General features: G+C 35.4%; 14 protein-coding genes. 5 read left to right on the forward strand and 9 right to left on the reverse strand.

Annotated elements, in window-relative coordinates; translation table 11 throughout:
* Window positions 1-2: 2 nt before the first annotated feature.
* The gene (locus ACEN2N_RS06940) at window positions 3-731 is read right to left on the reverse strand and encodes a polyprenol monophosphomannose synthase (RefSeq protein ID WP_424003060.1); all 729 of its coding nucleotides are present in this window, start codon (window positions 729-731) and stop codon (window positions 3-5) included.
* Window positions 732-866: 135 nt separating this feature from the next.
* Here ACEN2N_RS06940 and ACEN2N_RS06945 point away from each other — a divergent pair, with 135 nt between their 5' ends.
* Genes ACEN2N_RS06945 through ACEN2N_RS06955 form a run of 3 tightly spaced genes read left to right on the forward strand, consistent with a single transcriptional unit; the run spans window position 867 to window position 3,945 of the window.
* Window positions 867-2,540, forward strand: coding sequence for an ArnT family glycosyltransferase (locus ACEN2N_RS06945; RefSeq protein WP_441823648.1), 1,674 nt, complete (start codon window positions 867-869; stop codon window positions 2,538-2,540).
* Complete coding sequence (locus ACEN2N_RS06950) at window positions 2,540-3,193, forward strand: DUF4271 domain-containing protein (protein WP_441823649.1); 654 nt, start codon at window positions 2,540-2,542, stop codon at window positions 3,191-3,193. The genes ACEN2N_RS06945 and ACEN2N_RS06950 overlap by 1 nt, the downstream gene beginning before the upstream one ends.
* 8 nt (window positions 3,194-3,201) lie before the next feature.
* Window positions 3,202-3,945 carry a uroporphyrinogen-III synthase gene (locus ACEN2N_RS06955; protein WP_441823650.1) on the forward strand — a complete coding sequence of 248 codons (744 nt, stop codon included), beginning with the start codon at window positions 3,202-3,204 and terminating at the stop codon, window positions 3,943-3,945.
* Window positions 3,946-4,002: 57 nt separating this feature from the next.
* Here the strand turns inward: ACEN2N_RS06955 and pckA are convergent, their stop codons facing one another.
* The 4 genes from pckA to ACEN2N_RS06975 all read right to left on the reverse strand — a co-directional run bounded on the left by pckA (window position 4,003) and on the right by ACEN2N_RS06975 (window position 8,924).
* Window positions 4,003-5,619, reverse strand: coding sequence for a phosphoenolpyruvate carboxykinase (ATP) (pckA, locus tag ACEN2N_RS06960; RefSeq protein WP_441823651.1), 1,617 nt, complete (start codon window positions 5,617-5,619; stop codon window positions 4,003-4,005).
* Window positions 5,620-5,875: 256 nt separating this feature from the next.
* Window positions 5,876-7,003 (reverse strand): glycerate kinase, encoded by a 1,128-nt coding sequence (locus ACEN2N_RS06965; RefSeq protein WP_441823652.1) that lies wholly within the window; start codon window positions 7,001-7,003, stop codon window positions 5,876-5,878.
* Window positions 7,004-8,470 (reverse strand): SLC13 family permease, encoded by a 1,467-nt coding sequence (locus ACEN2N_RS06970; protein WP_441823653.1) that lies wholly within the window; start codon window positions 8,468-8,470, stop codon window positions 7,004-7,006.
* A gap of 61 nt (window positions 8,471-8,531) precedes the next feature.
* Window positions 8,532-8,924: a DUF423 domain-containing protein gene (locus ACEN2N_RS06975; protein ID WP_441823654.1), complete on the reverse strand. Its 393-nt coding sequence runs from the start codon at window positions 8,922-8,924 to the stop codon at window positions 8,532-8,534.
* Between the two features lie 81 nt (window positions 8,925-9,005).
* On the opposite strand from ACEN2N_RS06975, the gene ACEN2N_RS06980 reads away from it, so the two are divergent.
* A complete protein-coding gene (locus ACEN2N_RS06980) occupies window positions 9,006-10,379 on the forward strand; it encodes a saccharopine dehydrogenase family protein (RefSeq protein WP_441823655.1) in 1,374 nt (457 codons plus the stop codon).
* A 150-nt stretch (window positions 10,380-10,529) separates the two neighbouring features.
* Window positions 10,530-11,000 carry an Lrp/AsnC ligand binding domain-containing protein gene (locus ACEN2N_RS06985; protein ID WP_027065872.1) on the forward strand — a complete coding sequence of 157 codons (471 nt, stop codon included), beginning with the start codon at window positions 10,530-10,532 and terminating at the stop codon, window positions 10,998-11,000.
* Here ACEN2N_RS06985 and ACEN2N_RS06990 read toward each other — a convergent pair.
* The 4 genes from ACEN2N_RS06990 to ACEN2N_RS07005 all read right to left on the reverse strand — a co-directional run bounded on the left by ACEN2N_RS06990 (window position 10,997) and on the right by ACEN2N_RS07005 (window position 13,896).
* Window positions 10,997-11,497 carry a GNAT family N-acetyltransferase gene (locus ACEN2N_RS06990; protein ID WP_441823656.1) on the reverse strand — a complete coding sequence of 167 codons (501 nt, stop codon included), beginning with the start codon at window positions 11,495-11,497 and terminating at the stop codon, window positions 10,997-10,999. The two genes, ACEN2N_RS06985 and ACEN2N_RS06990, sit on opposite strands and share 4 nt — an antisense overlap.
* Window positions 11,498-11,569: 72 nt before the next feature.
* Window positions 11,570-12,265 carry a zinc metallopeptidase gene (locus ACEN2N_RS06995; protein ID WP_441823657.1) on the reverse strand — a complete coding sequence of 232 codons (696 nt, stop codon included), beginning with the start codon at window positions 12,263-12,265 and terminating at the stop codon, window positions 11,570-11,572.
* Between the two features lie 135 nt (window positions 12,266-12,400).
* The gene (gene ald, locus ACEN2N_RS07000; protein ID WP_441823658.1) at window positions 12,401-13,501 is read right to left on the reverse strand and encodes an alanine dehydrogenase; all 1,101 of its coding nucleotides are present in this window, start codon (window positions 13,499-13,501) and stop codon (window positions 12,401-12,403) included.
* Window positions 13,502-13,641: 140 nt separating this feature from the next.
* On the reverse strand, window positions 13,642-13,896 hold the full coding sequence (locus ACEN2N_RS07005) for a SemiSWEET family sugar transporter (RefSeq protein ID WP_073240765.1): 255 nt from the start codon (window positions 13,894-13,896) through the stop codon (window positions 13,642-13,644).
* Window positions 13,897-13,933 lie beyond the last annotated feature (37 nt).

Consider the following 13,933-nt stretch of genomic DNA (forward strand, 5'->3'; position numbering starts at 1 on the left):
AATTAAAACTTATTTTTTAAGAATAGACTTCTCATTTTCATAATAAATACACCCCAAATCGCTTCACTAATTATAGATGAACTCATTTTTGATTTCCCCAAAACACGATCCCTAAAAATAATGGAAACTTCCTCTATTTTAAAATGTTTTAGGTAGGCCCTAAATTTCATTTCAATCTGAAAAGCATAACCTACAAACCGAACCGAATCTAAATCTATAGCTTCTAACACTTCGCGTTTATAACAAACAAAACCTGCTGTTGGGTCATCTACACGCATACCGGTAATCAATTTCACATAAATAGAGGCACCGTAAGACAATAACACCCGATACAATGGCCAATTGACAACATTTACGCCCTTTTTATATCTAGAACCTACAGAAAGATCCGCACCGTTTTCACACGCTTTTAGCAACCTCAACAAATCTGAGGGTGTATGCGAAAAATCAGCATCCATTTCAAATATGTAATCATAGCCTTTGGCTATTGCCCATTTAAATCCATGAATGTATGCGGTACCTAACCCCGATTTTTCTAATCTAGTTTCTAAAAAAAGTTTTCCTTGAAACTCTTGTTGCAGTCCGCGAACGCAATCACCAGTTTTATCCGGCGAATTATCATCGACAATAAGCACATGAAACTCTTTCTGCAAATCGAATACCGCTCTTATAATAGCCTCTACATTTTCAATTTCATTATACGTAGGTATGATTACAATGCTACTGGACATAAGTTATTTATAGGTGTTTTGACAAAAGTAAGGTTTTAATAGTCGTCTTAAAATGGACATCAATACCTTTATGAAATATTTAAACTAGGTAGGTTGCCTTAAATTTGTAATTTTGCCACTTAGTAACCTATGCAAATGTTGACTAAAATTCCGAAGCAGTTTTACTTTTTTTTAGCTGTACTATTCATTCTAAACCTTATTCAATCTAGTTTTACGCAACTCATTTTTGATGAAGCTTATTACTGGTATTACAGTCAGAACATGGCTTGGGGTTACTTTGACCATCCGCCGATGGTAGCGTTATTAGTGAAAATCAGTAGCTTCTTTTTTAATGGCGAACTCGGTGTTCGTTTTATGAGTTGCGTGTTGTCTGCAGTGAATATTATTCTGCTTTGGCTCATGATAGACAACCCAAAAAAGAATGATTATATCAAGCAATTTTTTGTTCTGGTTTTTTCGATGACGCTGTTAAATGCCTATGGTTTTTTCACTCTACCAGATACTCCCCTATTATTTTTTACAAGTTGCTTTTTATTGACCTACAAGCATTTTTTAAAGAAGCCAAACTTTGGTATCGCCATTGTTATGGGCATCTTTATGGCTGCCTTAATGTACAGTAAGTATCATGCTGTTCTGGTCATATTTTTTGTACTACTATCAAACCTTAAACTTACCACTAACAAATATGCTTGGCTTGCCGTTGCAGTCGCCTTATTTTGTTACATGCCGCACTTTTATTGGCTATACGAGAATGACTTTGTTTCTATAAAATATCATTTGTACGAAAGACCAAATGGAGCATATAGCTTTGAAAAATATACGGTCGGTTTCTTTGTTAATTTAGTAGCTATTTTTGGTTTAACTTTTCCGTTTATCTACAAAGCGTTGTTTAAAACCAAAGGAAACGACTTATTCAACAAAGCACTTATATACCTTACTTACGGAGTATTGATTTTCTTTTTCGTTTCTAGCTTTAATAGAAGGGTACAAACACAATGGATCATTATAGTCTGTATTCCTCTAGTAGTTATTGCCTTTAATTACATGCTACAAAATAAGCAGGCATTAACCTGGATTTTTAGATTAGGACTCATCAATACCGTTCTTATTATTTACTTAAGAATGGGACTTGCCTATCAACCCTTGCTATTTAATTTCTATTATGAAAGTCATGGTAATAAAGAATGGGCAGAGGCTATTGAAGAGGAAGTAGGCAATATACCTGTGGTATTTGAAAACTCGTATAGAAATGCTCCAATGTATTCTTTCTATACTAATGCAACACCTACCTTTTCGTTGAACAATTTTATGTATCGTAAAAATCAATATTCTATAGACGACTCTGAAGAAAAAGTGCGAGGTAAAAATGTTGCTTACGTTTCAAAATATGCCAATACCCCAACTTTCACATATACCAGAGAAGATGGCGGACTCTATAAAGGCAGGTACATTTCTAACTTTCAATCGTTTCGTAAATTAGATGCAATTATCGATGATAGCGCAGTTTCATTAAATTCTGATGAAACTATAAATCTAAAAATCTTCAATCCATACAATGAAAATATCGATCTTAAAAAATTGAAATTCGGCATTACCTACATGGACGATTACAAAACACCTGTACAGACGCTACAGATTACACCAAGAGCTACGCAAACGTCGACTACAGTCTTAAAACAATTAGACACAACTAATTTTATATTTGAACTGCCTAAAACAAAAAAGGAAAACATTGGTTACTTTAGAGTAGTCATTTCTGAGAACGATCTTTTATACGGTCTAAACGGAAAAGCAATTCCTATTAATTAATGGAACCTATTGCAAGAACATTGGGGCAAACCGATTGGATCACCATAACTCTTATGGTGAGTCTTATATTTCCATTAATTGCCAAAAGCATTTATTATCCACGTTTTTTCAATTTCATGATTCTTCCGTTCAATAATAAGTACATTACCATGTACACGAAGAAAGAAAAACTGTTCAATTGGTTTCATTTTCTAATGAGTGTGTTTCAAATTATAAACACCACTTTATTTATTTTTTTTATTTGGCGTAGTTATTTCAACCCTACCGAGGCAAAAAATCCTTACATTTTTCCATTATTGCTTGCAGGTGTTTTCTTATTTATTACTGCGAAAACCATGTCGCAGCTTTTTAACGGATTCATATTTAACTCTTACAACATCTTTAATGAGTTGATTTTTAAGAAGCTAACCTACCTTAATTATGCAGGCATTGTTCTTTTTATTGCCAATGTATTTTTAGCTTATGTCTTTATTGACTCGAAAATCTTAATCATTATTGCACTAATCCTATTTTTCGTTATCAATATAATTGGTTGGGTAACAGTATTAAGGAATTATCAAAAATTCATAAGCTCCTATTTTTTCTATTTTATTTTGTACCTTTGCGCACTCGAAATTGCACCCTTACTTATTATGGGAAGCTTTCTAAAATAGTGCAGCGTATGAAAGTAAAAACGATTTTAGTCTCTCAACCTGAGCCAAAAATGGAAAATTCCCCCTATTCCAAGCTTATCGACAAAGAGAAAGTAAAGGTTGATTTCAGACCTTTTATTCATGTAGAAGGAGTTGATGCAAAAACAGTGCGCCAACAAAAGATAGATTTGAATGATTTTACTGCAATTATCTTAACCAGCAGAAACGCAGTAGACCATTTCTTTAGAATCGCAGATGAAATGCGTTTTAAAGTGCCAGATTCTATGAAATACTTCTGCCAATCTGAAGCGGTTGCCTATTACCTTCAAAAATATGTAGTTTACAGAAAACGTAAAATCTACGTAGGAAAAAGATTATTCACAGATTTAGTGCCGTTGATCAAGAAATATAAGGATGAAAAATTCTTACTCCCTTCTTCAGATGTACTTAAGCCAGATGTACCTGACACTTTAGATACTTTAAGTATCAATTGGAAAAGAGCTATTTTTTACAAAACTGTAATTAGCGATCTTTCAGATTTAAGAAATGTGTATTATGACATTTTGGTATTTTTTAGTCCGTCTGGTATCGAATCTTTATTACAGAATTTTCCAGATTTCGATCAAAAGGAAACTAGAATAGCTGTTTTTGGAAACTCTACCGTAGATGCGGCAACAGATGCTGGCTTGCGCATAGATATTAAAGCACCGACACCCGAGACACCTTCTATGACGATGGCATTACAGAAATATATTATGAGCGTAAATAAATAATACATTTCAAAATAACTTCATAAAAAAAGCCTTGCAATGCAAGGCTTTTTTATTGTCTTAAAATGCGTACCGCTGTGGTCCGCCTCTTCTAATTTCTTCACTGGCGTAACTTTCATACTTCTTGAAGTTTTCCCTAAAGGCATTTGTTAATTTAAATGCAGTGGTATAATATTTCTCATCATCGTTCCAAGTTGATCTTGGACTCAACACAGATGTTGGCACACCCGGGCACTCTCTAGGTTGTGCAACACCGAATACGGAGTGAATGTGATACTTATCGTACGAATACAAGCCTAAATCGCCGTTTAAGGCTGCTGTGATCATTGCTCTAGTATACTTTAATTTCATTCGAGTTCCGATTCCGTAAGGTCCGCCTGTCCAACCTGTATTTACAAGCCATACATCTACACCCGATTCTTTCATCTTCTTACTCAACATTTCAGCGTACTTTGTTGGGTGCAATGGCATAAATGGCGCACCAAAACATGCAGAGAATGATGGTACCGGTTCAACAACACCAGCTTCAGTACCAGCAACCTTAGCAGTATAACCAGAGATAAAGTGATATGCAGCCTGACTAGGAGTAAGCTTAGATATCGGAGGCAGTACACCAAAGGCATCGGCAGTTAAAAAGAATATATTTTTTACATTTTTACCAATAGATGGCTGTTGAATATTATCGATATGATGAATTGGGTAACTAACTCTTGTATTTTGTGTTATTGACGTATCGGCAAAATCAACATTACCTTGGTCATCTAATACTACATTTTCTAAAATAGCACCTGGCTTAATAGCACCGTAAATTTCAGGTTCTTGCTCTTCAGATAAATTAATAACCTTTGCATAGCAACCACCTTCAAAATTAAAAACGGTATTTCTGCTCGTCCAACCGTGTTCATCATCACCAATTAGTTTTCTATTAGGGTCTGTTGATAAAGTTGTTTTTCCTGTTCCAGACAATCCAAAAAAGATTGCGGTATCGCCATCTTTACCGATATTAGAAGAACAGTGCATTGGCAATGTCTCTTTGTAAACTGGTAAAATAAAGTTCAATGCAGAGAAAATTCCTTTTTTGATTTCCCCAGTATATCCAGTTCCACCAATTAGGGCGATTTTATCGGTAAAGTTTAAAATTGCAAAATTATGCTGTCTTGTACCGTCTACTTCGGCATCAGCCATAAAACCTGGCGCATTAATTACTGTCCATTCGGGAGTAAAATCTTTTAATTCTTCCGCCGTAGGGCGTAAAAACATATTATAAGCGAACATGTTAGACCAAGGATATTCATTAATGACCCTAATATTCAGTTTATAATCTTCGTCTGCACATGCATAGCTATCTCTAACAAAAAGTTCCTTTTCGTTTAAATACGAAATTACCTTTGAATATAATGCATCGAATTTATCCTTTTCAAATGGAATATTAATATTTCCCCACCAGACCTTATCTTTTGTAATATCATCTTTCACGATAAATCGATCCATAGGCGATCTACCAGTAAATTCGCCTGTATTAACAGCAAGTGTTCCATTGCTTGTTTCAACTCCCATATCCATTTCTAGAGTGGCTTTCTGAAGATGTTCAGGTGTTTCTTGATAATGAAAATTGGCGTGTGTAATCCCGTAATTTTTTAGGGATATGGTATTCGCATTTGTCATTGAGCTTTTCATGCTTTAGAAAATTTGTTCGTGTAAATCTAAAAAAATAAAAGCTGAACCACTGATTTTCAGAGCTCAATTACAGCTATTTACGGTCGAAATACGAATTCTATTAAATATGAACGATATATAAAAATATTCTCAGCCAAACCAATCATTTTTTTAAACTATTACAAGTGAATAGCTATTTTGAATACGTTATTATTGATTTTGAATGTAAATATTAAGAAATAAATAATAAAATAGGTCATTTTTTAAACCCATATTTTTACTTTACGCTGAAATAATCAGCTGTTTTTGTAGCTAAAAGCAGCGCTGCGTGCTTCATATTATATTCAAGATCTTTACTGTTATCTTGAATTTCAAATACATCAAAAATACCTCTGTCTAGTAAGGCGTCTTTAGAAATCTCTAATGTTCCACAAATAGCAATTACAGGCAACTGGTATTTTTTACCCAAATTGATTATGCCTTGTAATAATTTACCATTCAATGTTTGTTCGTCAATTCTTCCTTCACCTGTAATGATATAGTCAAACTTTTCTCTGGCCAATAATTTATGAACTCCCGATAATTCTAAAATGAAATCTATTCCGCTTAGCATTTCTGCGTCAAAAAAAGATTTTAATCCAAAGGCTGTTCCTCCTGCCGCACCAGCACCCGGTAATTCACCATTATTAATATGATACTTTTTAGAGACCTGCATATCTAAATTCCTGAGTCCTTTGTCCAGGTCTTCGATAATAAAATCTGTTGCACCCTTTTGTTTGGCGTACACATAAGATGCTCCATTTTCGCCGAATAATGGGTTGGTAACATCATTAACCGCATAGAATTTCACCCTCTTAACAGAATCGGTTACACCGGTGTCATCGATTTTTTTAATTAATTGCAAGCTAGCACCAATAGGCGCCAACTCCTCATCATTGTCATTTAAAAAAACATAGCCCAAAGCTTGTGCTATACCTATACCACCATCATTTGTGGCACTACCACCAAGACCTATAAAAACATGTTCTACACCTTTATCGATGGCATCTTTAATTTGTAAACCCGTACCATATGTAGAGGTTAACATAGGATTTCGTTGTTCTGGCTTCAACAGTTCCATACCCGAAGTATTTGCCAATTCTATGTAAGCAGACTTTGTTTTTTGGTTATACAGGTAGTACGATTGAATTAACTTGCCTAACGGATTTTCACTAATTACCTGCATAGCAATGCATGGTCTATAACTTGCAATGGCACTCATAAAACCATCACCACCGTCTGATGCTTTTACGAAATGAGAAGTAAAAGAAACACCCGATTGCTCTACACCCGCAACAAAAGCCTTTGTAAATGCTTCACTAGTTAGAGACCCTTTAAATTTATCTGGAATGAGTAATAGTTTCATTTATTTAAATTTATCGGGGAAACTATTTATGGTTATACCCCATAGTTCTGGGAGAACAAAATATACGAAAAAGGTTAATATAATGATAGAAATTATATTCATAAAAAAACCTTTGCTTACCATATCTGGTATTCTTAAATATCCAGAACCAAATACTACCGCATTTGGCGGCGTGGCTACCGGTAACATAAAAGCACATGAAGCAGCAACTGCAGCACCGACCATTAATACAAAAGGGTGCACATCTATAGTTAGTGCCATTGGCGCTAAAACAGGCAATAACATTGCTGTAGTAGCCAGATTGGAAGTTATTTCCGTTAAAAAATTTACCGCCGTAATCAGTACCAATATTAAAACAATTATGGGTAAACCTGATAAAGTGGTCATTTGACCACCGATCCATACCGCTAACCCACTGTCTTCAAAACCTTTAGCGAGAGCCATACCCCCGCCAAATAAAAGTATTATACCCCACGGCATTTTCACGGCTTCTTCCCAATTAATAAGTTGCACCCCTTTTTTCTTCGACGGAATCAAAAACAATACAATTGAGAAAAATATAGCTATAATAGTATCATCTAAATTTGGCAATATTCTTTCTAGTAAAAATGAACGTGTGATCCAGCAGAATGCCGTTAATGCAAATACGAACGACACTACTTTCTCTTCATATGATATTTTACCAAGGTTAGACAACAACCGTTTTATTTCTTGCTTACCACCCGGGAAGGATTTTTGCTTAAACTGAAAGGCATATTTGGTCAAGTATAACCAACATATAAATATTAAAATAATAGATATGGGCAAACCGAATGCAAACCATTGCATAAAAGTAATCTCATAACCGTAAGTATCATATACTACGCCTGCAAGCACCAAATTTGGCGGCGTACCAATTAAAGTTGCCACGCCGCCAATAGAAGCGCTATACGCTATTGCCAACATTAGCGCTTTACCAAAAGTCTGGTTTTCATCTTCTACCGTATCTGGGTTATCTTGTAGCTGCTTGATAATTGCCAAACCGATCGGCAACATCATTACAGCGGTTGCCGTATTAGAAATCCACATTGATAAAAATGCGGTCGCCATCATAAAACCTAAAATGATCTTTCGAACATCTGAGCCTATAAAATTAATAATATTCAAGGCTATTCTTTTATGTAGATTCCATTTTTCTATGGCAATGGCGATAATGAACCCACCCATATACAAAAAGACATATTTATGACCGAAAGATCCTGAGGTCGAAGACAAGTCTAACCCGCCAGAGAGCGGAAACAGTACTAACGGTAGCAAGGCGGTTACCGCAATAGGTATCGCTTCGGTGATCCACCAAATAGCGATCCATAAGGTAGAAGCTAATACCGCATTGGCTTGATCAGAAAGTCCGACCGGATGAAAAAAGAAATGAATTAGTATAAATGAAAGCGGACCTAAAACAAGTCCCAATACTTTAGTTTTACTCATAGAAGTACCATTACAGAATGAAAATACGCTTTTTATGAACTAAAATGATTTCTTTCGGCTGCTATTTCACATTTTTAGATTTCATGATTCCGTAACCCATCATCGCCCAAGCGGCAATTAAAAATAAACCACCGATGGGGGTAACAATACCCAATACTTTAAAATCGAATACAACCAAACTATTCAATGCCAATAGATAAATGGAGAATGAAAAAAGAACCACACCCACTACCGTACAGATATAAATCGCTTTTTTTGATTTTAATACTTCACTTGGCAATAACCCAAGGGCCAGCAGAAAAAAAGCATGGTACATTTGGTATCGAACTCCTGTCTCAAAAGTCGCTACCGCCTCTAGTTCTACTAGATTTTTCAAGCCGTGTGCACCAAATGCACCGAGAACAACTGCAAACATACCAAACAGGCACGCAGTACCTAAAATTGTTTTTTTCATAACTTTTCTTATAACATTCTTTATAAATGTAACAATTTGATACCTTAGTAAATCGTTACCAATCAAAAATACTGAAATCGTATGATGCGAAAAATTCTTGTTATAGGTGCAGGTAAATCTACCTCATATTTATTAGATTATCTTTTAGGAAAATCAGATACTGAAAAATTAGAAATCACCATTGGTGATATCAACCCTGCCGCAATACCGTCGTCGATTGCAAACCATAAAAACTGCAATGTTATCTCTTTAGATATCTTTGAAGAGACTGCTCGGCAAAAAGCTATTGAAAATTCAGACATCGTCATTTCAATGCTTCCTGCCCATATGCATATAAAGGTCGCCCAAGATTGTGTTCGCCTTAAAAAACACTTGGTAACCGCATCATATGTTAGTCCAGAATTAATGGCTCTTGATAAAGAGGTTAAGGAAGCGGGACTTGTATTCATGAACGAAATTGGCTTAGATCCTGGTGTTGACCACATGAGTGCCATGCAGGTAATTGATCGTATTCGCGAAAAAGGAGGTAAAATAATATTGTTCGAATCTTTCTGTGGCGGATTAGTTGCCCCTGAATACGACAACAATCTTTGGAATTATAAATTTACTTGGAACCCAAGAAATGTAGTGCTTGCCGGTCAAGGTGGTACTGCTAAATTCATACAAGAAGGCACCTATAAGTACATACCGTATCATCGTTTGTTTAGACGTACCGAATTCTTTGAAATAGAAGGATATGGTCGTTTTGAAGGATATGCCAATCGTGATTCTCTCAACTACAGAGAAGCTTATAAATTACAAGATGCCTTAACCATTTACAGAGGCACCATGCGTCGCGTTGGTTTTTCGAAGGCATGGAATATGTTCATTCAATTAGGAGCTACCGACGATACATACACGATTGAAAACTCTGATAAAATGAGTTACAGAGAATTCATCAATCTATTTTTACCTTATTCACCTACAGATTCTGTTGAATTAAAACTTAGACATTACCTGAAATTAGATCAAGATGATATCCGCTGGGATAAATTACAGGAACTGAATATTTTTGATAATACCAAACTGATAGGTATACCAAATGCCACACCGGCACAGGCGCTTCAAAAAATTTTAGAAGATAGCTGGACGCTTAAAGCGGAAGAGAAAGATATGATCGTTATGTATCATAAATTCGGTTATGAGTTAAATGGCGAAAAGAAACAAATAGATTCTAAACTTGTAGTTACAGGCGAAAACCAAACGTTTACTGCCATGGCTAAAACCGTAGGGTTACCAGTAGCAATGGCTACATTGAAAATATTGAATGGTAAAATTACCACACCTGGGGTACAAATACCTATCACCAAAGAAGTATACGAGCCTATATTAAAGGAATTAGAGAGTTATGGAGTAAATTTTAAAGAATATGACATACCATATTTGGGGTACAATCCAAATTCTGTAATTAGCTAAACCTTTTTAACTATCATATTGAAACCAAATAAGTACATTTATGTTCTAATCCCTCATTGAGGGTTTAATTCACTGAGGCTTGCCTCGAAATAATATAAATTTAGAAACAGACCTCATAAACTTGGGTCGAGGTTATTGATTTGATAGAACATGAAAACACCTACTTCATTGGCTAAAATTGATGGTATAGATAAAAAAATCTTACGTTTTTTAATGGAAGATGCTCGAAAACCGGTACTTGAAATTGCGAGAAGTATCGGTATATCTGGCGCAGCTATACATCAACGATTAAGAAAACTAGAAGCATCGGGACTTTTATCTGGCTCTAAATTCATTGTAAATCCTAAATCATTAGGGTATACTACAATGGCATATATTGGGATTTATTTGGATAAAGCGATGAGCAACCCAATGGCGGTAAAACAACTAGAGAAAATACCGGAAGTACTAGAATGCCATTACACTACTGGTAACTGGTCTATTCTAATTAAGGTTTTATGTAGAGACAACGAACATTTAATGCAGGTATTGAATAAAGAAATACAAGCCATTGAAGGGGTTTCAAGAACTGAAACCTTTATATCATTAGCACAACAGATAGATAGACAAATATCTATTTAAGTAGAAAGCAAGAGCAATTCTTCTGAATCTTCACTAAGTTTAATAGTATCTATTTTGTTAAACCCCAATTTACTCAATAGAGCAAGTGACTTTTCATTCGTTTTCATACATATAGCTAGCACGCGATATAGCTTTAATTCTAATTTTCCAAATTGCATGGTAGCACTTGCTGCTTCGAATGCGTAACCATAACCTTCGTATTTCGGTAATAAAGCGAAACCCAAATCTATAGTGTCTAAATAACCTCTTTTTAAAAAACCACAAACCCCTATCGGAGTGCCATCTTTTAGAGTAACCAACATAAGTCCAAATCCGTTTTTAGCATACCCATCAATTAATGTATTTTGAATATACTCTTTTGCATTGTTCAGATTTAAAATTTTTTTATCTCCGATGTATTTTAACCAGCTATCACTATTCAGTAAAACAAAAATAAAATGTGCATCTTTCAAGTTTGCAGATTTTAGATACAATCTTTCGGTTTCCAGCTGTTTCATATGTTCTTAGTTAAGACAAAAAAAACCTGCCTTAAAAGGCAGGTTTTTATTTATTATTGAATACACTTAAAATTAATCTCTACCACCAAAAACTTGAAGTCCCCAGTATACTAAAGTTGCCAATGAACCAATTGCCGCTACCAAATACGTACGAGCAGCCCATTTTAAGGCATCTTCAGATCCTTTATATTCTTCTGGCGTAACTATGTTTTTATTTTTTAACCATGCCAACGCTCTATTACTTGCATCATATTCTACAGGTAAGGTCACAAAACTAAATAATGTAGCAAAGCCCATCATCACCAGACCAGCTACTGCAACCCAATACCCAAATCCTACTCCAGCAGCTGCACCTAAAGCCAAACCACCGAAAACAACCCACATAGACATGCTTGATGTAACACTTACTATTGGTACCAACTTAGAGCGCATTCCTAACCACTCATACGCCTGTGCATGTTGTACCGCATGACCACATTCGTGAGCCGCAACGGCAGCTGCAGATGCATTTCTTTGATTATAAACACCCTCACTTAAGTTTACTGTTTTATTAGCAGGATTGTAATGATCGGTAAGCATACCAGACGTAGAAACAACTTTTACATCTCTAATACCATGATCCGCCAACATTTTTTCGGCAATCTCAGCACCGCTCATTCCATTCTTTAAATGAACCTTAGAATAAAACTTAAACTTACTCTTTAACTTACTACTTACTAACCAGCTGACCAAAGCAATTGCCCCAATCAATATATAATATCCCATCATAACGTTTCAATTTTTAAATCGACTAAATATACTAAAGATTCGTATTTTTTTAAGAATCTATTTTGATAAAAGCAAAAACCTCGCCAAATTCCTTTCGGAACTGGCAAGGCCTAATATACTGACAGATTGTACTGGCTAAGCAACTATTTCTTCCCAACCAAAGGCTTCAATAATTTCTTGAAGCACTATATTGCCTTCTACTATATTTAATCCTTTCTTTAAAGAGGCATCTTTTTCACAAGCTTCTTTCCAACCTAAATTTGCTAATTTCAAAGCATATGGCAAGGTTACGTTGGTCAACGCCATTGTCGATGTATAAGGTACTGCACCCGGCATATTTGCAACGGAATAATGAACAACATCATCAATAATATAAATAGGGTCTTCGTGTGTGGTAGGTCTGGTTGTTTCTACACATCCGCCTTGATCCACGGCAACATCAACGATTACAGTACCTGGTCTCATTTCTTTCAACATGTCTCTAGTAATCAAATTCGGAGCTTTTGCACCTTTCAATAAAACACCACCAATAATCAGATCATGTGTTTTTATTAGTCTTCGAATATTAAATTCATTTGAAAATTCTGTAACTACATGCGGCGGCATTACATCGTTGGCATAACGTAGACGTTTCATGTTCACATCTAGTATCGTCACATGAGCACCTAAACCTGCTGCCATTTTAGCAGCTTGAATACCAACTACACCAGCACCCAACACCAAAACTTTACCCGGAGCAACACCTGGCACGCCGCCTAACAATACACCACGACCTTTTACAGGTTTCTCTAAATACTTAGCCCCTTGCTGTATGGCCATTCTACCGGCTACTTCTGACATTGGCGTTAATAATGGTAATGTACCTTCTTCATCTTCTACTGTTTCATACGCTATACAAACCGCCTTTTGCTTGATCATAGCCTTGGTCAACGCTTCACTTGAAGCAAAGTGGAAATAGGTAAACAATATTTGACCTTCTTGAATTAAATTATATTCTTCTTCAATAGGCTCTTTTACTTTTACGATCATTTCGCACATGGCGTATACCTGACCAATTGTATCTAATATTACAGCACCTGCTTGTTGATAATCTTGATTGAAAAAACCACTCCCTTCCCCTGCTTCTGACTGAACATATACTTTGTGTCCATTCTTTACCAATTCGAAAACCCCGCCAGGTGTCATACCTACCCTGCTTTCATTGTTTTTAATTTCTTTTGGAATACCAACAATCATGATTTATCATTTTATGTTACACTGCAAAATTGGAGCTAATTATGCAGAAAACAAACAATAATTCGATAAAACGTAGGGGTTGATTGGTAAAAATATATAATTACGAGTTTACACCCCTATAAAATTAGGGGGTATACTGTTTATTTATACTTTAATTTCATTAAGACCATTAAAATTAGAAGGGCAGATGTAATTCCATTTGCTAAAATTACAGGCAGACTATTTATATTCACTCCATAAACCAACCAAAGCAAAACCCCTATTAATAAAACAGTATACATAGTAAGGGAAATATCTTCAACAGATTTATTTTTCCACGTTTTATATACCTGTGGTACAAATGCCGCTGTGGTTAAAGTAGCTGCGATCAAACCTAAGATTTCAACACTATCCATATTTTCATATTTTACAACTGCATAAACAAAACTAACA

The sequence above is a fragment of the Maribacter spongiicola genome (assembly GCF_052119685.1).
Classification (GTDB): domain Bacteria; phylum Bacteroidota; class Bacteroidia; order Flavobacteriales; family Flavobacteriaceae; genus Maribacter; species Maribacter spongiicola_A.

Bases quoted from the DNA above. Each gene is read 5' to 3' on its own strand.
- ACEN2N_RS06985 (WP_027065872.1), top strand. From the start codon at position 10,530: ATGAAAACACCTACTTCATTGGCTAAAATTGATGGTATAGATAAAAAA.
- ACEN2N_RS06940 (WP_424003060.1), bottom strand. From the start codon at position 731: ATGTCCAGTAGCATTGTAATCATACCTACGTATAATGAAATTGAAAAT.
- ACEN2N_RS06965 (WP_441823652.1), bottom strand. From the start codon at position 7,003: ATGAAACTATTACTCATTCCAGATAAATTTAAAGGGTCTCTAACTAGT.
- ACEN2N_RS07005 (WP_073240765.1), bottom strand. From the start codon at position 13,896: ATGGATAGTGTTGAAATCTTAGGTTTGATCGCAGCTACTTTAACCACA.
- ACEN2N_RS06980 (WP_441823655.1), top strand. From the start codon at position 9,006: ATGATGCGAAAAATTCTTGTTATAGGTGCAGGTAAATCTACCTCATAT.
- ACEN2N_RS06970 (WP_441823653.1), bottom strand. From the start codon at position 8,470: ATGAGTAAAACTAAAGTATTGGGACTTGTTTTAGGTCCGCTTTCATTT.
- ACEN2N_RS06995 (WP_441823657.1), bottom strand. From the start codon at position 12,265: ATGATGGGATATTATATATTGATTGGGGCAATTGCTTTGGTCAGCTGG.
- ald (WP_441823658.1), bottom strand. From the start codon at position 13,501: ATGATTGTTGGTATTCCAAAAGAAATTAAAAACAATGAAAGCAGGGTA.
- pckA (WP_441823651.1), bottom strand. From the start codon at position 5,619: ATGAAAAGCTCAATGACAAATGCGAATACCATATCCCTAAAAAATTAC.
- ACEN2N_RS06975 (WP_441823654.1), bottom strand. From the start codon at position 8,924: ATGAAAAAAACAATTTTAGGTACTGCGTGCCTGTTTGGTATGTTTGCA.
- ACEN2N_RS06955 (WP_441823650.1), top strand. From the start codon at position 3,202: ATGAAAGTAAAAACGATTTTAGTCTCTCAACCTGAGCCAAAAATGGAA.
- ACEN2N_RS06990 (WP_441823656.1), bottom strand. From the start codon at position 11,497: ATGAAACAGCTGGAAACCGAAAGATTGTATCTAAAATCTGCAAACTTG.
- ACEN2N_RS06945 (WP_441823648.1), top strand. From the start codon at position 867: ATGTTGACTAAAATTCCGAAGCAGTTTTACTTTTTTTTAGCTGTACTA.
- ACEN2N_RS06950 (WP_441823649.1), top strand. From the start codon at position 2,540: ATGGAACCTATTGCAAGAACATTGGGGCAAACCGATTGGATCACCATA.